20 protein-coding genes are annotated in these 23,358 nt (G+C 69.6%); 4 read left to right on the top strand and 16 right to left on the bottom strand.

Annotated elements, in window-relative coordinates; translation table 11 throughout:
- Positions 1-46: 46 nt before the first annotated feature.
- The gene (gene glnA, locus ASE43_RS18960) at positions 47-1,456 is read right to left on the bottom strand and encodes a type I glutamate--ammonia ligase (protein ID WP_056177149.1); all 1,410 of its coding nucleotides are present in this window, start codon (positions 1,454-1,456) and stop codon (positions 47-49) included.
- 286 nt (positions 1,457-1,742) lie between these two features.
- On the opposite strand from glnA, the gene ASE43_RS18955 reads away from it, so the two are divergent.
- Both ASE43_RS18955 and ASE43_RS18950 read left to right on the top strand, forming a co-directional pair.
- Positions 1,743-2,549, top strand: a complete 807-nt coding sequence (locus ASE43_RS18955) for an undecaprenyl-diphosphate phosphatase (protein WP_056177151.1) — start codon at positions 1,743-1,745, stop codon at positions 2,547-2,549.
- 114 nt (positions 2,550-2,663) lie between these two features.
- Entirely contained in the window at positions 2,664-3,476 is an 813-nt protein-coding gene (locus ASE43_RS18950; RefSeq protein ID WP_082607381.1) for an META and DUF4377 domain-containing protein, read from the top strand.
- A 53-nt stretch (positions 3,477-3,529) separates the two neighbouring features.
- Here the strand turns inward: ASE43_RS18950 and ASE43_RS18945 are convergent, their stop codons facing one another.
- From ASE43_RS18945 to ASE43_RS18885, 13 genes are all read right to left on the bottom strand, one after another.
- Positions 3,530-4,123, bottom strand: coding sequence for an RDD family protein (locus ASE43_RS18945; protein WP_057161557.1), 594 nt, complete (start codon positions 4,121-4,123; stop codon positions 3,530-3,532).
- Positions 4,124-4,213: 90 nt separating this feature from the next.
- On the bottom strand, positions 4,214-4,837 hold the full coding sequence (locus ASE43_RS18940; protein WP_057161556.1) for a YbhB/YbcL family Raf kinase inhibitor-like protein: 624 nt from the start codon (positions 4,835-4,837) through the stop codon (positions 4,214-4,216).
- Positions 4,838-4,919: 82 nt separating this feature from the next.
- Entirely contained in the window at positions 4,920-6,992 is a 2,073-nt protein-coding gene (locus ASE43_RS18935) for a tetratricopeptide repeat protein (protein WP_057161555.1), read from the bottom strand.
- A gap of 284 nt (positions 6,993-7,276) precedes the next feature.
- Positions 7,277-8,266 carry an alpha/beta fold hydrolase gene (locus tag ASE43_RS18930; RefSeq protein ID WP_056179725.1) on the bottom strand — a complete coding sequence of 330 codons (990 nt, stop codon included), beginning with the start codon at positions 8,264-8,266 and terminating at the stop codon, positions 7,277-7,279.
- Positions 8,267-8,343: 77 nt separating this feature from the next.
- Complete coding sequence (locus tag ASE43_RS18925; protein ID WP_056177165.1) at positions 8,344-9,150, bottom strand: lysophospholipid acyltransferase family protein; 807 nt, start codon at positions 9,148-9,150, stop codon at positions 8,344-8,346.
- Positions 9,151-9,217: 67 nt separating this feature from the next.
- Positions 9,218-9,652: a hotdog fold thioesterase gene (locus ASE43_RS18920; protein WP_056177167.1), complete on the bottom strand. Its 435-nt coding sequence runs from the start codon at positions 9,650-9,652 to the stop codon at positions 9,218-9,220.
- A 234-nt stretch (positions 9,653-9,886) separates the two neighbouring features.
- On the bottom strand, positions 9,887-10,078 hold the full coding sequence (locus tag ASE43_RS18915; RefSeq protein ID WP_056177169.1) for a hypothetical protein: 192 nt from the start codon (positions 10,076-10,078) through the stop codon (positions 9,887-9,889).
- A gap of 465 nt (positions 10,079-10,543) precedes the next feature.
- Positions 10,544-12,478, bottom strand: a complete 1,935-nt coding sequence (locus ASE43_RS18910; RefSeq protein WP_057161554.1) for a phospholipase D family protein — start codon at positions 12,476-12,478, stop codon at positions 10,544-10,546.
- Positions 12,475-13,092 (bottom strand): YceI family protein, encoded by a 618-nt coding sequence (locus tag ASE43_RS18905; protein WP_235568826.1) that lies wholly within the window; start codon positions 13,090-13,092, stop codon positions 12,475-12,477. The genes ASE43_RS18910 and ASE43_RS18905 overlap by 4 nt, the downstream gene beginning before the upstream one ends.
- Complete coding sequence (locus ASE43_RS18900; protein ID WP_056177173.1) at positions 13,089-13,565, bottom strand: histidine phosphatase family protein; 477 nt, start codon at positions 13,563-13,565, stop codon at positions 13,089-13,091. Before ASE43_RS18900 ends, ASE43_RS18905 begins: the two co-directional genes overlap by 4 nt.
- Before the next feature lie 185 nt (positions 13,566-13,750).
- Positions 13,751-14,380, bottom strand: coding sequence for a ParA family protein (locus ASE43_RS18895; protein ID WP_056177175.1), 630 nt, complete (start codon positions 14,378-14,380; stop codon positions 13,751-13,753).
- A gap of 52 nt (positions 14,381-14,432) precedes the next feature.
- On the bottom strand, positions 14,433-15,611 hold the full coding sequence (locus ASE43_RS18890; protein ID WP_235568824.1) for a hypothetical protein: 1,179 nt from the start codon (positions 15,609-15,611) through the stop codon (positions 14,433-14,435).
- 165 nt (positions 15,612-15,776) lie between these two features.
- Positions 15,777-16,925 (bottom strand): hypothetical protein, encoded by a 1,149-nt coding sequence (locus ASE43_RS18885; RefSeq protein ID WP_057161552.1) that lies wholly within the window; start codon positions 16,923-16,925, stop codon positions 15,777-15,779.
- A 482-nt stretch (positions 16,926-17,407) separates the two neighbouring features.
- Between ASE43_RS18885 and ASE43_RS18880 the strand changes: the two genes are divergently transcribed.
- A complete protein-coding gene (locus ASE43_RS18880; protein ID WP_057161551.1) occupies positions 17,408-19,843 on the top strand; it encodes a S8 family serine peptidase in 2,436 nt (811 codons plus the stop codon).
- A 73-nt stretch (positions 19,844-19,916) separates the two neighbouring features.
- On the opposite strand, the gene ASE43_RS18875 is transcribed toward ASE43_RS18880, so the two are convergent.
- On the bottom strand, positions 19,917-20,825 hold the full coding sequence (locus ASE43_RS18875; RefSeq protein WP_057161550.1) for an AEC family transporter: 909 nt from the start codon (positions 20,823-20,825) through the stop codon (positions 19,917-19,919).
- A 118-nt stretch (positions 20,826-20,943) separates the two neighbouring features.
- Here ASE43_RS18875 and ASE43_RS18870 point away from each other — a divergent pair, with 118 nt between their 5' ends.
- The gene (locus tag ASE43_RS18870) at positions 20,944-22,434 is read left to right on the top strand and encodes an AAA family ATPase (RefSeq protein WP_057161596.1); all 1,491 of its coding nucleotides are present in this window, start codon (positions 20,944-20,946) and stop codon (positions 22,432-22,434) included.
- A gap of 233 nt (positions 22,435-22,667) precedes the next feature.
- Here the strand turns inward: ASE43_RS18870 and ASE43_RS18865 are convergent, their stop codons facing one another.
- On the bottom strand, positions 22,668-23,291 hold the full coding sequence (locus ASE43_RS18865) for a TetR/AcrR family transcriptional regulator C-terminal domain-containing protein (RefSeq protein WP_056177185.1): 624 nt from the start codon (positions 23,289-23,291) through the stop codon (positions 22,668-22,670).
- Positions 23,292-23,358: the final 67 nt, after the last annotated feature.

Below are 23,358 nucleotides of genomic sequence, written 5' to 3'. Positions count from 1 at the left end.
TGCGGCAACGCGGGACGGCGGCGCGAGCCGCCGTCCCTGGCGCGCGTTAGACGGCGTAGTACATCTGGTATTCCAACGGATGGGTCGCAGCGCGGAACTTGGTCACTTCCTGCATCTTCAGCGCGATGTAGCTGTCGATGAAGTCGTCGGTGAACACGCCGCCGGCCTTGAGGAAGTCGCGGTCCTTGTCCAGCGCTTCCAGGGCCTGGTCGAGCGAATGGCAGACGGTCGGAATGCCCTTCTCCTCTTCCGGCGGCAGGTCGTACAGGTCCTTGTCGCTGGGCGCGCCCGGGTCGATCTGGTTCTTGATGCCGTCCAGGCCGGCCATCATCAGCGCGGCGAAGGTCAGGTAGCCCGACTGGATCGGATCGGGGAAGCGCATTTCGATGCGGCGCGCCTTCGGGTTGGCCACGTAGGGAATGCGGCAGCTGGCCGAACGGTTGCGGGCCGAGTAGGCCAGCATCACCGGCGCTTCGAAGCCCGGCACCAGGCGCTTGTAGCTGTTGGTGCCGGAGTTGGTGAAGGCGTTGATCGCGCGCGCATGCTTGAACACGCCGCCGATGTACCACAGCGCCAGCTGCGACAGGCCGCCGTAGCCGTCGCCGCTGAACAGGTTGACGCCGCCCTTGGCGAAGGACTGGTGCACGTGCATGCCGCTGCCGTTGTCGCCGACGATCGGCTTGGGCATGAAGGTCGCGGTCTTGCCGTTGCGGTGGGCGACGTTCTTGATGATGTACTTCATCGTCAGCAGCTCGTCGGCCTTGGCGACCAGCGAGTTGAACTTGGTGCCGATCTCGCACTGGCCGGCGTTGGCGACTTCGTGGTGGTGCACCTCGACTTCGATGCCGACCTGCTCCAGGGTCTTGCACATCTCGGCGCGGATGTCGTGCAGCGAGTCCAGCGGAGCGACGGGGAAGTAACCGCCCTTCACGCCCGGACGGTAGCCGCTGTTGCCGCCTTCGTATTCCTTGCCCGAGTTCCAGGCCGCTTCTTCCGAATCGATGTGGAAGAAGGTGTGGCCCATTTCATTGGCGTAGCGCACCGAGTCGAAGATGAAGAACTCGGGCTCCGGGCCGAAGAAGGCCTGATCGGCGACGCCGCTGGACTTGAGGTAGGCCTCGGCGCGCTTGGCGACGCCGCGCGGATCGCGCGAGTAGGCCTGCATGGTCGCCGGGTCGAGGATGTCGCAGGTCAGCACCAGGGTCGGATCGGCGGTGAACGGATCCAGGAAGGCGGTGGTCGAATCGGGCAGCAGGATCATGTCCGACTCGTTGATGCCCTTCCAGCCGCTGATCGAGGAGCCGTCGAACATCTTGCCGTCCTCGAACAGCGCCGGCTCGACGATGGACTTGGGGAAGGTCACGTGATGCTGGACGCCGCGCATGTCGGTGAAGCGCAGATCGACGAATTCGACCTTGTGGTCCTTGATGAGCTTTTCGACGTGTTCGAGGGACATGGATTAGGGTCCGGGATTAGAGATTCGGGAAGGGGGATTCGTGCAAAACTTCAGGGCGTGGAGCCGCCTGCTTACTAGCTAAAGCAAGCAGCGTGCCAAGTTCCTACTGTTCTTAAGAAATTGATTTATATAGAATTAAAGCCTGACGCACCGCAGCAATGACCTATTGTGGTGCGTAAATCTAAGTATTCGCACCAATTTGGTGCTACCGCTTTGAGCTGCTCGTTACCGCTGCACCCGCCGCTGCACGAATCCCCTATCCCAAATCCCGAATCCCGGCCGTCCAATGACCGATCTGCTCGCCGCGCTGCTGCTCGGCATCATCGAAGGCATCACCGAATTCCTGCCGATTTCCAGCACCGGACACCTGCTGATCGCGCAGCACTGGCTGGGGCACCGCTCCGACCTGTTCAACATCTCGATCCAGGCCGGCGCGATCCTGGCGGTGGTGCTGATCTATCGCCAGCGCCTGTGGCAGCTGGCGACCGGTTTCATGCAGCGCGAGAACCGCGACTACCTGCTCAAGTTGATCGTCGCCTTCGGCGTGACCGCGGTGCTCGGCATCGTGGTCAAGAAACTGGGCTTCGAGTTGCCCGACAAGGTGCTGCCGATCGCCTGGGCGCTGGTGCTGGGCGGCGTCTGGATGCTGCTGGCCGAACACTACGCGGCCAAGCGCGCGCAGACGCTGGGCGAGCGCACCAACATCACCTGGACGGTGGCGATCCTGGTCGGCGTGGCGCAGGTGATCGCCGGCGTGTTCCCGGGCACCTCGCGCTCGGGCGCGACCATCTTCGTGGCCTTGCTTGCGGGCACCACCAGCCGCGCGGCGGCGACCGAATTCGCGTTCCTGGTCGGCATTCCGACCATGTTCGCGGCCACCGCCTACGAGCTGCTGGACGTGATCGGCACGCCGGCGGCGGCCAACGAGGACTGGACCGCGCTGGCGGTCGCGTTCGCGGCCTCGGCGGTGACCGCGTTCGTGGCGGTGAAGTGGCTGCTGCACTACATCCAGAGCCACCGCTTCACCGTGTTCGCCTACTACCGCTTCGCACTGGGCGCGGCGCTGCTGCTGTTGATGCCGTCGGGTAGCTGAGGGGCGGATTTCACCCGCCCTTTTCGTGAGCTGAACGATCATGAATAGGCGCAACCCCGCGCAACGCGCCGATGCGTTGGTATCGGCTCGTTAATCGCAATGGAAGACCGAAACATGAAGATGCTCGCCCCCGCCCTGCTCAGCCTGGCCCTGGCCGCCTGCGCGTCCGATACCGCGCCCGGCGGCAACGCCGCCGCCACCGGCAGCGAGGCGGGCACCAGCACCGCCAGCGCGGCGCTCAGCCTGGACGCCTACCACTGGCGCCTGACCAGCGCGAACGACAGCAGCGGCAAGGCGATCGCCGCGCTTGCGCCGGACCCGAAGCGTCCGCTGCAACTGGACTTCAACAGCGGCCGGGCCAGCATCAGCGGCGGTTGCAACCGCCTCGGCGGCAGCTACACGCGCGACGCCAAGACGCTGAGCTTCGGCGACATGGAGCAGACCTTGATGGCCTGCCCCGACACTCGCCTGATGGAGCTGGATCGCGCGATCGGCGAACGCTTGCGCGGCGCGCTGCCGGCGCGGATCGAGGGCGGCAACGACGCGCCCAGCCTGCAGTTGACCGCCGCCAACGGCGACCAGCTGCGTTTCGAAGGCAGCCCGACGCCGGCTACCCGCTACGGCGGCGAAGGCACCACGGTGTTCTTCGAGGTCGCGCCGCAGCGCGCGCCGTGCTCGCATCCGCTGATTCCGAACATGCAGTGCCTGCAGGTGCGCGAGCGCCGCTACGAAGCCAACGGCGTGGCGATCAAGAGCGACGCCGCCTGGGAGCCGCTGTACCAGGACATCGAGGGCTACACCCACGAACCGGGCGTGCGCAACGTGCTGCGGGTGAAGAAGTACGACATCAAGAACCCGCCGGCCGACGCCTCGTCGGTGGCGTACGTGCTGGACATGGTGGTCGAGAGCGAGCTGGTTTCGAAGTAGGTCCGCGCGCCTTGATCGCACTCGCCCCTGTGCGGGCGAGTGCGCGCCATCGGCTAAGGCGAAATCTCGGCCGTCGTGGTTACGGCGTTGGGGCGAGCCGCTTGCGGCAGAACACCATCGGCGAATTCATCGCTGATCGAATGGCGCGGCTTGCCCGCCGGCATGCCGTCGCGCGGACGGTCGATCACGTAAGTCTTGGCCAGGGAATCGTGCCAGCCCCGGCGGATGTGATCCTCGCTCATCAACAACGAGAACGCATCGAACGGAATCAGCCGACCCAAGCTGCGCAGAAAAGCGCGCCAGAACGTGGGCTGCCGACCATACTGGTCGACGACGCGGGTCTGGGTAATCAGTTTGCCGATGGTGAAGCCGAACGCACCTTCCATGAAAGTGTAGTAGACGACGAGCGTGGCGTAGGTCAGCGCGTAGTCCATGCTCCAATGCAGCTCGTCGAACCACTTCATGGCCGACTCGCCGCCGATCAGAACCGCGACCACGCCGATGCCGATCCAGATCACGTAAAACACGATCTTGTCGATCAGCCAGTTGAGGAAGCGCCGCACCTTGGTGGTGGACTCGATGTCCAGCAGTTGCGGCGCGTCGGAGATCGCCGCCGTCGAGGCGCTGTAAGGATTGTGCTCGTCCATCGTTCCCCCCCAGGAATGAGGGGAAACTAACAGTTCCGATACGGGGCGGCTAGAGGAACGCGCCCTCGTGCCTGCGCGAACGCAGGTCGGTTACGCGAGCGCGGAATTCAGGCTGTAGGTGCCATACGTCGCCGCCTCGGCCAGCACATGCCCGTGCATCGCGCGCAGCACGTCGGCGGCGCCGAAGCGCTGCGGCAGGTCCAGGCGCTCGACGTCCAGCGCGAACACGCGGAAGAAGTAGCGGTGCAGGCGCAGGTCGTTGGGCGGCGGGAACGGGCCGTCGTAGCCGCGCCAGTCGCCGGCCATGTCGGCGTTGCCGGCGAACCAGCCGGTGTAGTCGTTCAAACCCTGGCGCGCGCCCGACGGGCCGTTCGGATCGGCCTTGCCGTGCGCGACCACGCCGTCGCTGCAGCTGCCGGCGGCGATCTCGCGCAGCTCCGGCGACAGGTCGACCATCGCCCAATGGCAGAAGTCGGCACGCGGCTGCGCGACCGGAATCTGCACGTCGTCGCGGCCGACCATCTCGGCCACGGTGGGCACGTCGGGGTCGATGCACAGCAGCGCGAACGAACGCGTCTGTGCGGGCACGTCGGTCCAGGCCAGGTGCGGATTGCGATTGGGCGCGAAGCCGAAACCGTCGGCGGTGGGCTGGCCGGCGGCGAATTCGGCGGCCAGACGCTGACCGCGTTCGAAACTGTCGCTGTGGATACGCATACCGCCTCCCTGGCGAAGGATGATGACTGCGAGTTTTACGACACCGGCGCCGCGCGAACGCGACGCCGATACGCGTCGGCGATCAGGCTTCCGGATACCCCAGACGCTTGGCCACCGGCGTCAGCGCCGCGAAGGCTTCGGCCAGCGGCTCGGCGAAGGCGCGCCAATGGCCAGGAGCGAAACGCTGCGGGCCCACGGCTTCGGGCGGCATCGGCGCGATGGTGATGTCCAGCGCCTGGGCGATCGCGTCGGCCATGGCCTGCGGGTCCTGCGAGATGGCGTCCAGCTTGACCAAACGGTGCGGGAACAGGTCCTGTTCGTGCAGCGCGGCGACCTGGTTGAGCACCATCGCCAGCCAGCGCGCGCCGGCTTCCGGCGACTCCAGCTTGAACGGCGCCGGCGAGCCGTAGGCCAGCCAGTCCAGCAGCATGTCGCGCGGATCGCGCAGCACGATCATCAGCACCGCTTCGGGCAAGTGCGGGCGCAGCGCCAGCAGCAGCGCGTTGTCCCACCACAGCAGCCAGTCGAAGATCGCGCCGTCGTTGATGCCGCGGGTCGGCAGCGCCGCGCGCCACAGATTGACCAGGTAGGCCGGGTCCATCGTGCCGTTGAGCAAGCTTTCGGCGGTGCCGTAGCGCTGCAGCGGATCGTTGGGCGGGTTGGAACCGAAACGGTCGGCGCGCAGCGGGCCCTGGGCGAGGTCGAAGGTCAAGGCGATGCGTTCGACCAGCGAGCCCGGCGGGCCCCACAGCAGCAACACGCCGGGCGCGTTTTCCGGCAGCGGGGTCAGGTCCGGCCAGTTGGTGCGCGGCGTGGTCACCGGCGGCAGCGGCAGGCGCTGCGACGCGGCTTCGGCCTGCAGTTCGGCCCAGGTCGCGGCGGCGGCGCCGGGCTGGCCGGCGTTGTCGAGCGTGCGCGCGAGCAAGTGACGCAGGGTCAGCTTGACCTGTTCGTCCGGCGCGCGCGCGAGCAGGCTTTCCACGCGCGTGACCGCGGCGTCGGGATCGCTCTGCATCAGGCTGTCGATGATGCGCAGCTCCGAACGCGTGTCGCCTGGATTGAGCTCGACGATGCGATGGGCGATGGCGTCGGCCTGTTCGCGCTCGCCAGCGTGATCGTGGATGGTGGCGCGCGCTTCCATGGCCGGGATGTAGTCGGGCATCGCCGCCATCCAGCGCTCGACCACGACGCGCGCTTCGTCGCCCGCGAAGGGTTCGAACAGCAGACGCGCACGCCACAGATCGTCGGTTTGCGGATGCGTGGCCAGGGCCGCTTCCAGGGTCGCGCGCGCGTCGTCGGCGTCGCCGAGACGGCGCCAGACTTCGATCAGCGCCGACAGGGTGCGGCGGTCGCGCGGCTCGGCGGCGAGCGCGTTACGCAGGCGCGGCAGCGCGCTGTCGGCGCGGCCGGCTTCGAGTTCGATCTCGCCCAACCAGCGCTGCAGGCCGGGGCTGGGATCGGCCTCGACCAGCGTCGCGAGTTCGTCGGCGGCTTCGACCGCGCGGCCCTGCAGGCGCATCAGCTCGACCAGCAGCACGCGCAGCGAACTGGTGGACGCGGGCGAGCGCTCCATCATGCCGCGGAAGGCTTGCTCGGCGAAGGCGTAGTGGCCCTTGGCGAGATAGGCGAAGCCCAGCGCGTGGCGCAGTTGGGGTTCGTCCGGCGCGCGTTCGGCGGCGCCGCTGAGCAGGGCCAAGGCGGCGTCGGCGTCGCCGCGACGCAACAGCAGGGTGCCTTCGACGGCGGCGACTTGCGGATGATCCGGCGCGATGCGCGCGGCGGTGCGGATCAGGCGTTCGGCTTCGTCGAGGTCGCCGCGCGAGATCGCCAGCTGCGACTGCACGATGTAGGCGGGAAATTGATTCGGGTCCAGGCCGATGGCCTGCGCGAGCGCGGCCTGGGCCTGATCGAGCTGACGGCCGTCCAGCAACAGACCGGCGCGCTCCAGATGCAGGTTGGCGTCCTCGGGCGCGATCGCCAGGGCGCGATCGATCGCGGCGATGGCGCCGTCGCGATCGCCGCTGGCGCGCAGCGCGGCGGCGTGCAAACGGTGAGCGTGCGGGTCTTGCGGCTGCGCCGCCACCAGTTCCTGGGCGGCGGACAGTGCCTCTGCCGCCGCGCCGCGGCGCAGGGCATCGAGGGTGGTCTCGTACATGGGTTCGGGACTTCAGGCCAAACCCGCATTGTAGCGGGAGGATCGGGGCCGGGCGGGCGGCGGCGTATGGGCGCTGTTGGCCTCTCTCCCGCTTGCGGGGCGAGGGGTGGCGCTTGCGAGCGGCAGGCGCGCGCTGCACGGAACGCCCGACCGCGGCGCGGGCGGGCCGGGGCGTGGGTTTGTGAGGGTCGACGCAGGCAGCGGGCTTCAATCTCGTGCGCCGCTCTCACCCGTCCGTCAGGCGCCTTCTCCCGCAAGCGAGAGCAGGGACCGTCGCGGAGTGCCTAGGCCGAAGCGACGGATTCCAGCCGATCGGCGATCCAGCGCTCCGCGAACCCGTCCAGGCGCGCACTTTCGAGGAAACCGCAGTGTCCGCCCCAGGGCGCGATCTCCAGGCTCGCGTTCGCCGGCAGCTTGAGCGCGCGGAAGCCTTCGACCGGGATCACCGGGTCGTCCTCGGCCATCAGGATGCTCACCGGCACCTGCAGCCGCGACAGGCGGTCGGCGGCCACCGAGTAGCCGTCGAAGTAACGATCCAGGGTGCCGTAGTCGGTGTGGCGCTCGACCATCCACTGGGTCAGCGGACGCATGCGCAGGCCCAGGGTGCGATCGTCGAAGTCGTGGAACTGCGGAAACAGCTCGCGCTTGCGCGCCAGCGAGTCGCGCCATTTGCGCTCGAAGTACCACAGATAGATCGGTAGCCCCTGCTCCATCGATTCCATGGTCCGGGCCGGATCCAGCACCGGGCACACCGCGGCCGCGTGGGTCAGCGCCAGTCCGGCCTCGGGCGCCTGCAGGGCCAGGCGCAGGGCGAAGTTGCCGCCCAGCGAGTAGCCGGCCACCGACATCGGCCGGCACGGGAAGCGGCGCGCGACATCGCAGGCCGCGTGCAGCACTTCGCCGATGCGGTTGGAGTGGAACAGGCCTTCGTTGAGATGGTGGGTGTTGCCGTGATCGCGGAAATTGAGCCGGAACACTTCGAAGCCGCGGCCGAGCAACTGCGCCGCGGTCATGCGCATGTAGTTGGAGTCGGCGCTGCCTTCCCAGCCGTGCAGCAGCAGCACCAGTCCGCGCGGTTCGATCCCGGGCACGACGCTGTGCAGGCCGTGCAGGCGCACGCCGTCGCCGCCGTCGATCAGGTGTTCGGTGGTGGTCGCGCCGAGTTCGGCCAGGCGGCGTTCGGCGCGGCGCCGGCGCAGCGGACTGGAGCCGAGCACCGACTGCAGGTGCGCATTGCGCAGCCAGCGTGGCGGACGGTAGTCGGCGGCGGTCAGCATCGGGGAGGTGGCATCGAGTGGGCGTGCGCGGTGGCTGCGCGCAGCGCCATCGTAGGGATCGCCGGCCCCGGCGTTCAACGCCCCATCGCCTCGACGATGCGCTGGCGCGCCAAGTCGGCGATGCGCCGGCGGCCGTCGGTCTCGCCGGGCAGGATCGGCTGCAGGAAATGGATTTCGGCGCTGCGCGAGGGTTCGCCCAGCAGGCGCACGAAGTTGGCGAAGAAGCTTTCGCGGTTCTGGAACGCGACCACGGCCTGGGCGTCGCCGCCCTCGCCGTAACACAGCGCCACCGGCTGCACCGGCACGCCGGCTTCGACCGCGGCCAGGAAGATGCGCGCATGGAAGGGACCGATCTCGCCGCCGCCGCGGGTACCGCCTTCGGGGAACACGCCGACCGAGCGGCCCGCGCGCAGGCGCGCCAGCATTTCGTGCAGCACGCCGCCCAGCGACTCGGTGCTGCCGCGGTGATGGAAGATGGTCTCGCCGCGCGCGGCCAGCCAACCCACCACCGGCCAGCTGGAGATCTCGCGCTTGGCGACGAAGCCCATCATGCGCTGGCTGTGCAGGGCCTCGATGTCGATCCAGCTGACGTGGTTGGCCACGAACATCGCCGCCCCCGGCAACGGCGTGCCGACCCGGCGCAGGCGGAAGCCGAAGATGCGCATCAGCCCGGCCGACCAGGCCCGGATCGCGCGATGTTCCAGGCGCTCGTCGCCGACCCGGATGCCGGCGGTCAGGGGCGAGATCAGCAGCAATACCAGCGGCAGGTCGATCAGCAGGTGCCACGACAACAGCGGCACACGGATCAGGTAACGCAGCGCGCGCGCGGACGACGCGCCGGAGCGCGCGGCCGCGCCGGCGTGGGGAGACGGCGCATTCATTGTGTGCACGATACCGAAGCGCCGAGGGCGTGGCGAGCGCGGCGCGCCGATCGCGGCAGACGCCGGTTCAGATCGCGATTACCGCCACCGTTAGGCGCGAGACGCAGACCAGGCGCGCGGCCTCGTCCTCGATCCGGATCTCCCAGACCTGGGTACGCCCGCCCAGATGCAGCGGCCGCGCGGTGCCGGTGACCGTGCCTTCGCGTACGCCGCGCAGGTGGTTGGCGTTGATCTCGATCCCGACCACGCCCTGCCCTTCGCCCACCGCCATCATCCCGGCCGAGCTGCCCAGGGTTTCGGCCAGCAGCACCGAGGCGCCGCCGTGAAGCAGGCCGTAGGGCTGGTGGGTGCGGGCGTCGACCGGCATGGTCGCGCGCAGGTAGTCGGGGCCGATCTCGGTGAAGACGATGCCCAAGGGCTCCATCGCGGTGTTGCGCGAGCTGGCGTTGAGCTGTTCCAGGGTGCTGGGCTTGCGGAAGACGGGGCGGTCGCTGGCTTTCATGCCGCCACGATAGCCCAGGCGCGGCCCGGGAAAAAAAGAACGCAGGGTCAGCCTGGGGATTCCTTAGCCGGGAATCGGGGCTGTCCTGCGTTTAGGGGGTAGGGCGGTGCTGCTGGTGGGAACTACGGTCGGCGGGCTCGGCCTTCTGACCGGCGCACTGCGTGGAGAGGGGCGCAGCGCGCCGGTCCCGGCGTTATGGAGCGGACCGACACACGACCAAGAGGACACCGTGGATTACGCGAAGCGGAAGCGGGGCTGCGCCCAGTCGTTGGTGTAACGACGGCTGCTGGCGTAGCCGGAGCTGTTGCCGTAGCCGACGCCGAAATCGCGTTCGCGGTGGACGTGGCGGACCGGAGCGGCGGGCGCCGTGCGGTTCTGGGAACTCGTGGAAGCGACGTTGCGATCGAAGAGCTTGGAGACGTTCATGGCGGTGTCCTTGGTCGGTGGGGGAGTGACAGTGCTTCGGTGTGTTGGTAGAGTACAACACCTGAGCTCTTGTTCCATATGCCGGAAGTCACCCCACCTAAGACCTAGCACCTGCGGCGGGGCTGCAACACTGGAACTTGCTGATAGAGATGAGGTTTGCGGGCCAGGGGTTGCATCGATCCGCCCATGACTGACGACCTATGCCGGCGGATGTGACGGGCCGGGAGGGGCTGTGGCGGGGGCTGGGGCCGAATGGGGCTCCACGGTCGTCGCGGTAAAGCAAATCCCCCCTAGCCCCCCTTTTTCAAAGGGGGGAACTGATTCGCGGCGGGTGGGGGCGCGCGTCGGGGCGCAGCGTTTCGGAGCCCGTGGCGGCGCTAAGCGGCCACAGGCTTTGCTTCCCCCCTTTGAAAAAGGGGGGCTAGGGGGGATTTGCTTTTAGCGGCCGCAGGCCGCCCCAGCCGACTAAAGAATCGGCGCCAGCCCCGCGCCGAAGGCGGTGAACATGCGCGTGATCAGGCGCTTGGGCCCCAGGCTGACCTCGGGGAAGTCGCCGACCGGGCGGTAGCAGGCGCGGAAGCCCGGCTGATTGCGGTACAGCGGATGCGGGCAGTTCGGCCCGGGCACGAATTCGTAGCTGGTGGCGTAGCGGATCGGCCACAGGTCGAACAAGGGCAGATGCTCGGACACCTTGGTGATCGAGTACTCCAAGCCGGAGAACACCGGCGGCTTGTCGCGGCGCGCGATCACCCACGAGTTCGCCGGCGCGATGTCGCGACGGATGCTGGCGGCCAGTTCGGCGGCGAACGCGGCGTCGTCGATCACCACCGCGCTCTCGGTGTTGTAGCGGTCGCCGCGCGGATCGAAGTTGTGGGTGCCGACCACGCCGATGCGTTCGTCGATCACCATCGACTTGGCGTGCATGCCGATGCGCACGCCGGCGCGCTTGAGCGGCACCGGTTCGTTGGCGCGCCGGCGCGCGTAGCGCATGGCCGCGTACTCGCGCGACAACGGCGTGCGGTACTGGGCGCGCGAGATCACGCTGGAGCGGTCCAGGCGCTCGCGCCGCAGCGCCGCGGGCTCGGGCTGCGGCGGCAGGTCCAGCCCCAGGTCCGGCAGCGGCGCGCCGGTGGCGGCGATGTCGATCGGCGCGTCGGCCGGGAACGGCTTGTACTCGTAGATGTCGAAGCCGAACTCGCGCAGGTAGCGGCGCTTGTACTTGTACGACAGCGCGTAGGCGATGAAGGCGTCGGTGGCGGCCAGGCTGTTGGTGGACACGATCACGCGCGGCGGCTGCGGGCGTTTGCGCAGGTCGCGGAACAGGTCCTGGGCCGCGTCCGACAGCACCAGATAGGGCGTCTGCAGCAACACTTCGCGCTGCGACGATTCGATCAGGCCGCGCAGCGAGGCGGAGGACTGAGACCCGTCGATGCCGTTGCCGCGGTGCTTGTCCGGCGAGTCGGCGATGTAGCTCACCGCGCCCACCGGCAGCGCGCGCGCGACCAGGCGCGCGCGCACCAGTTCGACGTCGCTGGCGTCGCGGCGCATGGCCTGGGCGCGCTCGGGGCGCTCGAAGTTGGCCGGCGGCAGCGCCGGCACGCCGCTGCGCAGCAGATAGGTGCCCACGTCCTTGAGGCGCTCGACCGGCACGCTGCGGCGGTCGTCCCAGAAGCGCACGAAGTCCTGATCCATCACCTGCGCGGTCGGGCCGGCCACCAGCAGGTCGCGGTCGCGGAAGTTGTATTCGTCGTCCCAGTCGTAATAGTCGTCCTGGTAATTGCGCCCGCCGGTGATACCGACCGCGCCGTCCACCAGCAGCAGCTTGGTGTGCATGCGCTGGTTGAGGCGGCGCCAGCAGCAAGCCGCGGCCAACAGGTATTGCGGGTAGCTGATGCGCGCGCGCTTGAGCACCGGGTTGTACAGGCGCACTTCGAAGTTGGCGTGCGCGCCGGACAGCGCGGCCAGGGTATCGAGATGCTTGAGCGCGGCCAGCTGGTCCAGCAGCAGACGCACGCGCACACCGCGGCGCGCGGCCGCGATCAGCTCGTCCAGCACCAGCCGGCCGGCGTCGTCTTCGTCGTAGATATAGGTCTGCAGGTCGATCGCGGTGGTCGCGCTGCGGATCAGGTTGATGCGCGCCAGCAAGGCGTCCTGGCCGTGGTCCAGGATCAGGGCGTAATGGCGCGGCGCGTCCGCGCTCGACTCGTCCAGCGCGCGCGTGGCCAGGTCGCGCAGCGGCGAAGCCTGGGCGCAGGCGTGGGGCGCCGCGCAGTCGATCTGGGTAGGCCGCGCGGCCAGGGCGATCTGCGAGGCGCGATCGCGCTGCACCCGCGACAGGCCGGCGCAGGCCGACAGGCTCAGCGCCAGTGCGGCGATCGCGATCCGTTGCCAGCGCTTCACGGCGTCGCGCTCCCGGCCAGGTCCTGCTTCAGGCGCACGCGCAACGTGAAGCGCACGCGGTCGCTCAAGGCCAGCTGCCAGCCGTCCAGGCCGTAATCGTCGCGACTGACGCTGCCATGGGCGAGCACGTCGCAGTCCTTGCCGGGTCGCAAACAGGTCGAGGGCGCCAACACGAAGGTTTCCATCCGGCTGACGCCGTGCAGGGTGAGACGGCCGCGCAGCTTACCGCCTGCGCGCACCAAATCGGCGGGGTGCGGCTCGGACAGGAACTCGATGCGCGGGAAACGCGCCGAGTCGAAGAAGCGCCGGCCGCGCGCGAGTTCGGTGTAGCGGGTCGAATCGCCGACCTGGACCGCGCCGGTGGCCAGGGCGATGCGGACCTGGTGGCGGCCGTCGGGCAGCACCGCGACTTCGCCCTCGTAGCTGGGGAAGGCGCCTTCCACTTTCTGGCCCCAGCGCGTGCGCAGCTCGAAGCCGAAGCGGGTGTAGAACGGATCGAAGCCGGACGACGACGGCGCCGGCGTCTGCGCCGCGAGCGGGGCGCAGACCAGGGCGCAAAGCAGGAAGCCGATCGCGGCGGAGGTGCGTGCGGCCTTAGGTCGCTGCGGCCTCACGGCCACCAGAAGGCGCTGAGCTGGGCGACGCCCGGCTCCAGGCTGGTTTCGGCCGGCACGTTCAGCACCGCGATGCCGCCCGGCGGCATGCCGCGGTAGTCGCCGGACTGGCCGCTGTGCAGCAGCGCGGCCAGACGCTCCAGGCCGGGGTTGTGGCCGACCAGCATCAGCCGCTCGGCTTCGACATGCAGATCGGCCAGGGCGATCAGGGTGCCCGGGGTGGCTTCGTAGATCGAGGGTTCGATGCGCTGATCGACGTAGCCGATCGCGGCCAGCACCGCCTCCAGGGTTTCGCGGGTGCGGCGCGAGGGCGAGCACAGCACGCAGTCGGGCACCAGCTTGTTCTGGGCCAGCCAGCGGCCGGCGGCCTCGGCCTCGGCCAAGCCCTCGGCCGACAACGGGCGGTCGAGATCGGCCTGGCCTTGGGCGGCCGGCTCGGCATGGGCGTGGCGGAGCAGGATCAGTTCGCGCATGGATTAGGCCGCTAACGAGTGGAAGGGGACGCGCGGCGCGCAAACGCGCAGCACTTGGGAAGGAGGATGCCTGTCGGCGACGCAGAAAGGTAGCCGTCGGCTTGCGCCGGCCATGTGAACGCAGCGATGCGAGGCACGCTCAATACGCCACTGCCTTCATGGGGTGCGCGCGCCGCCGCTCGGGCCTACTTCTTCAACCACTTCAGCAGCGACTGCCAGTCGGCCTGGTGTTCGCGGATCTGCGCGGAGTGGTAATCGAACAGGCTTTTGCCCAGCGCGGTCATCACCACATAGGCCTGGCTGTCGCGCAGTTGCCCGACCACCGGATACGGCCATTCGCTGAGCAGCTCCACCGCTTGCTGGGAGGCGTTGGTCCAGGGCTTGAGCTTGTTGCCGACCAGGCCCACGCGCAGCTGGCCGCGGCGCACGCGCGGGTGCTTGGCCAGGGTGTCCAGAAACGGGACCGTCGCTTCGATGTCCAGGGTCGAGGGCTGCACCGGCACGATCACCGCATCGGCGACCTCGAGGAAGGCCTCCAGGTCCTCGGCCATCGCGCCGGCCGGGGCGTCGATCACCACCCGTTGGGTGTCCTCGGGCAGGCCCTTGCGCCAGGCTTTGCGGCGGGTGCCGTCCAACGGCAGGACCGCGCTGTCCAGGGTGGCGCGGCGCTGCGCCCATCGGGTCGAGGACCCTTGCGGATCGGCGTCGACCAGCGCGGTGCGCAGGCCTTCTAGCGCCGACTGCGCGGCGAGATGGGTGGCGATGGTCGTCTTGCCCACGCCCCCCTTGGAACTGGCCACCAGCACGGTCTTCATGCGAGCTCCCTCTAGGCGGAAGCCGCAGCGTACACCGGGGGTGGGGTTGGAGCTATCGCGGGTCGGGGGCCGGCGGCGGCGTGGCCCGGGGCGGACGGCGGCCGGTCTGGATCAGCGCACGCTGCATGGGATTGTCCGGCAGCCAGCCCGGTGGCGGGTCGACGCGTTGGCCGCGCTCGACCAGCCAAGCCTCTGCGGCCGGCATTTCGCCCTGTGCGAACACCCGCAGTGGCCAGTCCGGCGGCGTCGGCTGGCCGTTCTCTCCCGGGAAGTGGTGGCGCAGCCAGCTCAGGCGGCGCAGGCGCTCGCGCCAGGCGACACCCTCGGAGGTATTGGCGACCAGCGGCACGCCGAAGTGCAGGCCGATCACCTGATCGATCATTTCGCTGCCGCTGGCCATGTGAGCGAGCAAGCCGATGCAGGACTCGCGCCTGGACGGCGGCGGTTGTTCGCACAGTTCCGCGATCGGCGAGATCGATGGAAACCCGTTGGCCATAGCGGTATTCATTGCCGCAACGCCGATAAGGTTCTCGCGCGTGGCCGGCACATCGGACGCCGCGGCGTACGCCTTCTGTGCGCATGCGGACACCGCCAGTGGCGGCAGTTCGTCCAGGGCCGCGTACATGACGCTACCGAGCTCACGGAAATGGATGCGGTAGTGATCGGCGCGCGCGGCGCGCCGCAGCAAGGCTTCCTGAGTGGGCAGGTCGTCGCCGCGCTCGATGGCGCGGGCGAGGCTGGCCAGCCACACGGCCGCGTTGTCGGGGTCCAGCTGTTGCAGTCGAGCCACGGCGCGGTCCGGATCGCAATCCTCCCCTATGCCGGCGCAACCGCCGCTGGCTGCAATCCACTGTACCAACGGCTCGTCCGCCCCCAGGCGCAAGGCCGTGGTCATCGCGGCGGCGCCTTCGCCATGCGCTTCCTTGTAGAGGGAGTCGTTCAGTACCGCGCTCCCCGACGTGAACAAGAACGCCGCGGTCAGCGCCGTGCGCGCATCCGGATCGACCATGGTGCGTCGCGCCCGCTCGCTGGTGGCGGCGGCGAACGCGCGTTTCCATTGCATCGGGTCGCAGTCGGCCGACGCGGCCGCTGACGCGGTCTTCGTGGCCGCGTCGCCGAGTCGCGCCGCGGAGGCCTCGTCTCGCTGCGCCGTCGCGCTCGGCGGCGGCGCCACGGTCGCGAGCTGCGCCGATTCCCACCACCCGGCCCGGCGCGCGCCGACGAACGACACCAGCGCCAATGCGATCAACGCGACGACCGTCGCCCAAACCTTCCGCATCCCCACTCCCTTACCGGCGACCGGCCGCAGGGCCAGCCTACCGGCATCGGCGCCCTCGGCAGTCGGATCGCGCGCGACGGCCGCCTGCGCGTCGCCGCTCAGCGGAGCTGCACGAACCTACCGCGGTGCCAAGCGGTACCCGTCCGCGGCGCCGGAATCCGCTCGGCCGGTGAGGATCAAGGCACGACTGCCGGGATCGGGCGGCAGCCAGTCCGGCGGCGGAACGCCGGCTTGGCCGGTTTCGGCCAGCCAGGATTCGAATCCGGGGATCTCGCCCTCGCGCAGCAGACGCAGGGGCTGCTCCGCGCGCAAACGATCGGCGGACTCGGACAGGCGCAGGGCCAGCCAGCGATGGCGACGCAGGCGTTCACGCCAGAGCGCATCGGAATCGTCGGGGATCGAGCCCACCAGTAGCGCCGTGGCCAGGCCGCGGCTGGCGACGTCGTCGGCGTCGGTCGCCATCCGGCTCAGCACATCGATGCAGGCTTGGCGACGCCGCGGCGGAGGCTGCGCGCACAGTTCGGACAACTCGGTGAATACGGGCGTCGGCAGGGCGCTTACGAAGTCCTGCGCCAAAAAACCGATCGCACCGGCCTGGGTGCCGGCAAAGCCGGTCTCGGGCCGCATGCGCGCGGCGGTGCAGGCGCCGATCGCCGGGCCGGGCACGCGCCGCAGGAGCTGGGTCGTCTCCTGCGCGTACTCGGTATTGAACAGCCGGTACTGGCGCGCGCTGGCCGCACGCTGCAGCACGGCGTCCGCAGCCGCCGCGTCGTCGCGATTGCGCGCCTGCAAAGCCAGCAACCAGACCGCGGCGTTGTCGGGCTCGAGTTGTTGCAGGCGCCGCAAGGCCGGACCGGGGTCGCAGTCGGCGGACGCGGCCGGACAACGCAACGCTTCGACCCAACGCACCAGCGGGTCGTCGGCGCCGAAGCGCACGGCATCGGCGTAAGCGGCGGCGGCCTGGATGCGGGCCTCCGTGTCGTCCGCGTAGTGACCGAGCAGGCTAGCCGCGATCAGGCGGGCGCGCGCGTCGGGTTGGGTCAGCAGGCCGCGCGCGTAGGCCTCGCTGGCCTCCCGGTACTGGTCGATCCAGACCCCGGGATCGCACGCGGCAGCCGCCGGTGTGGCGGCATGAACCGCCGTCGCGGGCGGCGATTCCGGCGCGGCCGAGTCTTGGACCGCGACACTCGCGCCGCGCGCTTGCGCAGGCGGCGATGAGAACAGGCGCAGGCCGACGACGGCCAGGATCGCGCAGCCCGCCAGCAATGCGATCCCTATCCACGACCTTCGTCCCCGTTCCTTCATCGACCTCGTCCCTGTATGCCGCTGATCGCGTCCACCGCGATCCGCAGCAAAGCACAGCCGCCGCGCGCGGCCAAGGCGCCAGCCCCGCCCGTCGGCATGCGCTGCGTTGAACCGGTGGCGCACATCGCGGCGTGCGCAAGCGCTCGTCGATGCCCTTTCGTGGCGCACTTTCTACACAGTTTTTATGTGCATTGGCCGCAGTAGCACCCCATGCGACGCGACATCCCAGCAAAAAATTTTCCAGTAGAGAAATTTTCGGGTAGGGGTAGCCGACCTCATCGCGTTGAACAAAGTGTGCCGAGCGACAGCGCCGCCCTTCGATCGCGACGAAGAGCGTCGCGCTCGGCACGAACGATCGCCCACGCCCATCCGCCGTCTCCCTTATGTGCGCACGAACGTGCGGCGCAGCGATCCCCTACGGCCCGTCATCAGGAACACCTCGAATGAAGAAGGCGATTTTGAAGAAGAACGCAGCGATCGGTTTGGCGGCGGCCTGCGCCGCCGTGCTGCTGTGGACGCAACGCGATGCGACTCCGAACCCCGACGCCGCATCGCAGCCGAACGGCAACGCCAATAGCAGCACCTACGCCAGCGGCATCGCCGCACCGCCGGCCTCGCTGCGCGTGGCCTACACCGCGCCGACGCCGCGCACGCCCGCGCAGGCCAAGCTGGGCGCCGGCCAGTTGCTGGAAGCCGTGCAGACGCTGCCGCCGGAGCTGCGCGCGCAGGCGCTTGCCGCGGCCGCGCAGGGCACCCCGTCCGCGCAGGCCGCGACCGCCGCTTCGGTGCGCGCGCAGATCGCCGCGCTGGACCGCGCCGGCATCCCGCAGCGTTGGCGCGAAGGCGAGAAGGTCAAGGTCAACGTCGACCTGGCGCTGGACTACGCCGCCATCCAGAACCCGCACCTGCTGGCCCAAGCCTCGGGCGCACTGCTTGCTGTGCTGCGCGCCGGCGGCATCCAGGCCCAGGACATCCCGGGCTCGCCGGTGCTGGAAGCGCTGGTGCCGCTGGCGCAACTGGAATGGGTGGCCGGCCAGGACGCCGTCGCGGGCGTGGGCCTGATGCACATGGCCGACACGGTCGCGTTCTCCGACGGCGCCACCGCCAGCGGCATCGACCAGCTGCGCGCGCTCGGCAATGCCGCCGAACTGCCGCAAGCGCTGCGCAAGAGCCTGCAGGGCGAAGGCCTGACCATCGCGATCATGGACCAGTTCGGCAATACCGCCGGCGAAATCGCGGCGCTACAGACCGCGAACGAGTGGCCCAGCAACACCGCCGCCGAGCCGGACAACCTGGTGATGACCCCGCCGACCGGCAAAGCCTTCGGCGCGGGCGGCGCGAAACACGGCAACGCGGTCACCGAGATCGTCTACGACATCGCCCCCAAGGCCAAGTTCAGGGTCTACGACGCCGGCGCCAATGCCGACTGGGTCCGGGGCATCCAGAATGCAGCCAATCTCAACGCGCAGAACCAGCCGCAAGGCGAACCGCGCGCCCAGGTCATCACCGCCTCGCAGGGCGGCATCGCCGGCGCGCCGGGCGACGGCACCGCCACCTCGGGCGTCTACAAGGGCCTGTACGACGCGATCGACGCGGCCAGCCGCAACGGCGTGATCGTGATCAACGCCGCCGGCAACCACGCCCAGGCGCATTGGGACGGCGACAGCGGCGGCGCCGCCATCGCCAACGTGGCGCAGGACTTCGACACCGCCACCGCGGGCGTCCAGGACACCAACATCCTCTCGATCAATGTCGGCCAGGGCGCCGCCTTCGCTCAGTGCTACCCGCTCTTCACCGCGGCCGGCGCGGCCGTCGCCAACCAGTTGCCCATCACCGCCTACCTGAGCTGGAACGACTGGGCGTCCAACGGCAACCTCGTCGATACCGACTACCGTCTGGAACTGGTGCGCTGGCGCGACCAGACCCAGGCCTTTGGGCGCGATCCGGTCACCGGCCGCTGGGGCAACATCGTCACGCCGGCCGGCTGGGTCGCGGCCACGCAGTCCGATCAGTCGCAAAACGGCGGTGCCGGACAGGAGCCGCTGGAAGGCTTCAGCTTCGTGCCGTCCTCGAACATGGCCACCGCACGCTGCGTCGACGCCTACCGCGGCCTGAGCCTGGGCGGCGCGGCCATCTCCGGCGGCGGCATGTTCGCGTTGCGCGTGGTACGCAAGAGCGCCGGCGCGGCCAACTTCCTGCGCATCACCACCGGCAAGCTGCCGCTGCAGTACGCCCAGAACGAGCGCTCGATCCTGCATCCGGCCGACTCGGCCAGCGTGATCACGGTGGCGGCGTTGAACGCGGCCGATTCGGCGTTGGAAGCGTACAGCTCGCGCGGGCCGGTACTGGCCGCGGGCGGCGCGCGCCCGGCCGGTCAGGCGGCGGGCAACGCCAAGCCGGACATGGGCAGCTTCGCCAATGTCGACACGGTGTCCTATGGCGACAACGCGTTCAACGGCACCTCCGCCGCCGCTCCGCACATCGCCGCGCTGGCGGCGCTGGGGCTGCAGCATCAGCGCCAGCGCAGCAACGCCACCGAGCCGGCGGCGCTGCCCGCGAACGCCACCACGCAGCAAAAGGCCGACCGTGCCGCCTTGTTGAGCCAGCGTCGCAGCCTGCTGGCCGATGCGACCTACGACGCGCTGGTGCAGGTGTCCGGCACCCAGGGCAACGATCTGGGCGCGGTCGGGTTCGACAGCAGTTTCGGCAACGGGCGCCTGAAGTTCCACGCCCAGTCGCAAGCCTGCTTCCTGTCGGCGCTGTACGCGCCGGCCTATCGCAGCCTGCTGCCGGCACAGGCCTCGCCGCTGCCCGCGGGCCAGCTGAGCTACGACCAGCTGCGCACCAACAACAGCGCGACCTGCTCGACCGTGAACTGAGCCAGACCTAGTCCGCGGCCCGTGCGCGGGCAGGTCGACGGCGCCGGAGCGATCCGGCGCCGTTTTTTTTTCGCTAACCCACCGCCACCCGCGCCCACAGCGGCAGCGTCGCCAGCGACAGCAGCAGGCCGTAGCCGACCATGGCCGCGGCCAGGCGCGGCGCCAGCTGCTGCGCGATCGCCAGGGCGCCGGCGGTGACCATCGGCGGCATCGCCGATTCCAATACGGTCGTGCGCGCCATCTCGCCGTGCAGGCCCAGCAGCGGCACCAGCACGCAGGCCAGCGCCGGCATCACCGCCAGTTTCAAGGCCAGCCCCGACAGCAACGGCTTGAGTTCGTCGCGCGGCAAGGTCAGTTTCACCGACAGGCCGATGGTGAGCATGGCCAGCGGCAGCAGCGCGTCGGACAGGCGTTGCAGGCCGCCGGCGATCCAGCTCGGCGGCTGCGCCGGCATCACCGTGAAGCCGATCAGCAAGGCCCACAGCGGCGGAAAGCGCAGCACCCGGCGCAGCATGTCGCGCGCGTTCGGTGGGGTGTCGCCGCCGTAGCGCGCGAGCACCCACAGGCCGAAGGTGGACAGGATCAGGAAGGCGCCGAACTGGTCGTAGACCACCGCATAGGGCAAGGCGTGCTCGCCGATCAGGGCGCGGGTGAGCGGATAGCCGAGGAAGCTGGTGTTGCCCAGGGCCGCGGTCAGCAGCAGCACCGCGTGTTCGTCGCGGCGGAACTTGAGCCAGCGCGACAGCGCGCCGACCAGGGCCACCGTCGCGCCCAGCAGCAGCCAGGGCACCGCGGCCACGCCCAGCAGCGCCGGCTCCAGCTGCAGGCGCGGCGCGTAGCGCAGCACCGCGGCCGGCAGACAGACGTACAGCACCACCAGGTTCAGGGTCTGGGCGGCGTTGTCGGGCAGCGCCCGCAGGCGCTGGAACAGATAGCCCAGCGCCAGCAGCGCCAGCACCAGGGCAAAGGCGTCGAAGGCCATCGCGTTCGCGGTCGGCGCGCCGCAGGGCGCGATGGGCCATGGTCGCGGTTGCGGCCCGCGCGCTCAAGCGTTCGGCGGCGCGCGCCGATATCATGGCGGCGACCTCGAAGATCCCTCCATGACCGACCTGCAAGACCTGACCGCGCTGATTCGCGCCAATACCTCCCTGATCGTGATCGAGACCCGCGACGAAACCCGCGTGGTCGAACTGTTCCGGCAGGCGCTGATGCAGGTGTGGCGCGCGCTGTACCGCTGGTCGATCACCGAAGGCCTGCGCCGGGTCGATTTCGACCGCGACGACGAGGAGACCCGGGTCGCGCCCGACATCTCGGCGACGTTGCAGGCGATCCGCGACGCCGACCAGCGCGGCATCTACCTGCTGTTCGACGCCCACCCCTACCTGGGCTATGCCAGCACCCAGCGCCAGCTGCGCGAGATCGTGCAGCGGCGCGGCTGCCAGCCGCACGTGCTGGTGCTGATCGGGCATAAGGTCGAGCTGCCGCCGGATCTGGACTCGCTGGCGGTGCGCTACACCCCGCGCCTGCCCGACGCCAACGCCCTGCTCAAGCTGGTGCGCGAGGAAGCGGCGAACTACATGCGCGAGCACGGCGGGCGCCGGGTCGAGGCCGATGCCGAGGTGGTCCAGCAGATCGTGCGCAACCTGCAGGGCCTGGACCCGGTCGACGCGCGCCGGATCGCGCGCCATCTGATCTTCCGCGACGGCGCGATCGCCGCCGACGACCTGCCCGAGCTGGCCAAGCTCAAGTTCGAACTGCTCAACCGCTCCGGGCACCTGCATTACGAATACGACAGCGCGCGCATGAGCGACGTCGCCGGCGCGCGCCGGCTCAAGCGCTGGGTCGAGCAGCGCCGTGCGGTGTTCACCGGCGGCGAGCCGCCGCCGGGCCTGGACCCGCCCAAGGGCGTGCTACTGCTGGGCGTGCAGGGCTGCGGCAAATCCATGCTGGCCAAGGCGGTCGCGGCCGGCTTCGGCGTGCCGCTGGTGCGGCTGGATTTCGGCACCCTGTACGACAAGTTCCACGGCGAGACCGAGAAGAACCTGCGCTCGGCCCTGGCTTCGGCCGAACAGCTCGCGCCTTGCGTGCTGTGGATCGACGAAATCGAGAAGGGCCTGGCCAGCGATGGCGGCGACGGCGACGGCGGGGTGTCGCGGCGCGTGCTGGGCTATCTGCTGACCTGGATGGCCGAACGCAAGTCGCGCGTGTTCCTGGTGGCCACCGCCAACCAGATCGACGCGCTGCCGCCGGAGCTGCTGCGCAAGGGCCGCTTCGACGAGATCTTCTTCGTCGACCTGCCCGACGCCTCGGCGCGCATCGAATTGTTCGCCCTGCATCTGCGCAAGCGTTCGCTGGAACCGGACGCTTTCGACCTGCCTGCGCTGGCTGCGGCCAGCGACGGTTTTTCCGGCGCCGAGATCGAGCAGGCCATCGTCGCCGCGCTGTACGCCGCGCACGCGGCCGGCGCGCCGATGGCGGATTTCCAGCTGCGCGCCGAGCTCAAGCAGACCCGGCCCTTGTCGGTGATGATGGCCGAGCAGGTCGAGGGCTTGCGCGAGTGGGCGCGTTCGCGGACGGTGCCGGCGGATTGATCGGCGGCGCGGGCGATCGTGGTGTCGCGGCGATGCGGTTCGCTTAGGGCTCACCGCATCCTACGAAGCTGGGCTTGAGGCGGGCGCTCTTCGAGTGGTTCGTGAGAAACGTGTGTGTCGTAGGGTGCGGTGGTAGCCGCACCGTCGCATCGCTACGAATTCGCGCGACGATGCGGTTCGCCTTTGGCTCAGCGCATCCTACGTGGCGCTTGGCGATGCGACGCGGTGAGCGCTTACGCCTGCGGCCGCACCATCAACGCCTCGAACCCCGCGATCAGCGCACGCAGGCCGTAGTCGTAATCGGCCTCGGTGTCGTTCTGGCTCAACACCGTCTGCGCTTGCGCCAGCAGCGGATAGCGCTGCGGATCCGGCGCCATCGGCGCCTGCCCGGGGCCGCGTCCGGCCTCGGTCGCGGCCTGTTCCTCCAGCAGCCAGCCGATCGTGTAGTAGCTGAGCGAGATCATCGCGCGCAAAGCGTCCGCCGGAGCGAAGCCGGCCGCGACCAGATACGCCAGCTGTGCCTCGCCGTCGCCGAATTCGCCGGCCTGCGGGCGCGTGCCGATGTGCACGCGCGCGCCGTCGCGGTGCGCGCGCAGGCAGCGGCGGAACTCGTGCGCCTGGGCGGTCATCCAATCGCGCCAGTCCGGGTAAGCGGCGCGGTCCACCGGACGCTGCTCGGCCAGCATCGCGTCGGCCAGGGCGTCGAGCAGCTCGCGCTTGTTCTTGAAATGCCAGTACAGGCTGGGCTGCTGCACGCCCAGCGCCTCGGCCAGGCGGCGCGTGGTCAGGCCGTCCATGCCGACCTCGTCCAGCAGCTTCAGGGCGGCGGCCACCACCTTGTCCCGTTGCAGTTTCATTGCGCTCCGGCCATGGGCCTTGCCCCCCCTATCGACGATAGATTAGCATGCGCGCAATCTATCACTG

Source organism: Lysobacter sp. Root983, assembly GCF_001429345.1.
In the GTDB taxonomy this organism is placed as follows: Bacteria; Pseudomonadota; Gammaproteobacteria; order Xanthomonadales; family Xanthomonadaceae; genus Lysobacter.
This window is presented reverse-complemented; position numbering and strand designations above follow the sequence as displayed.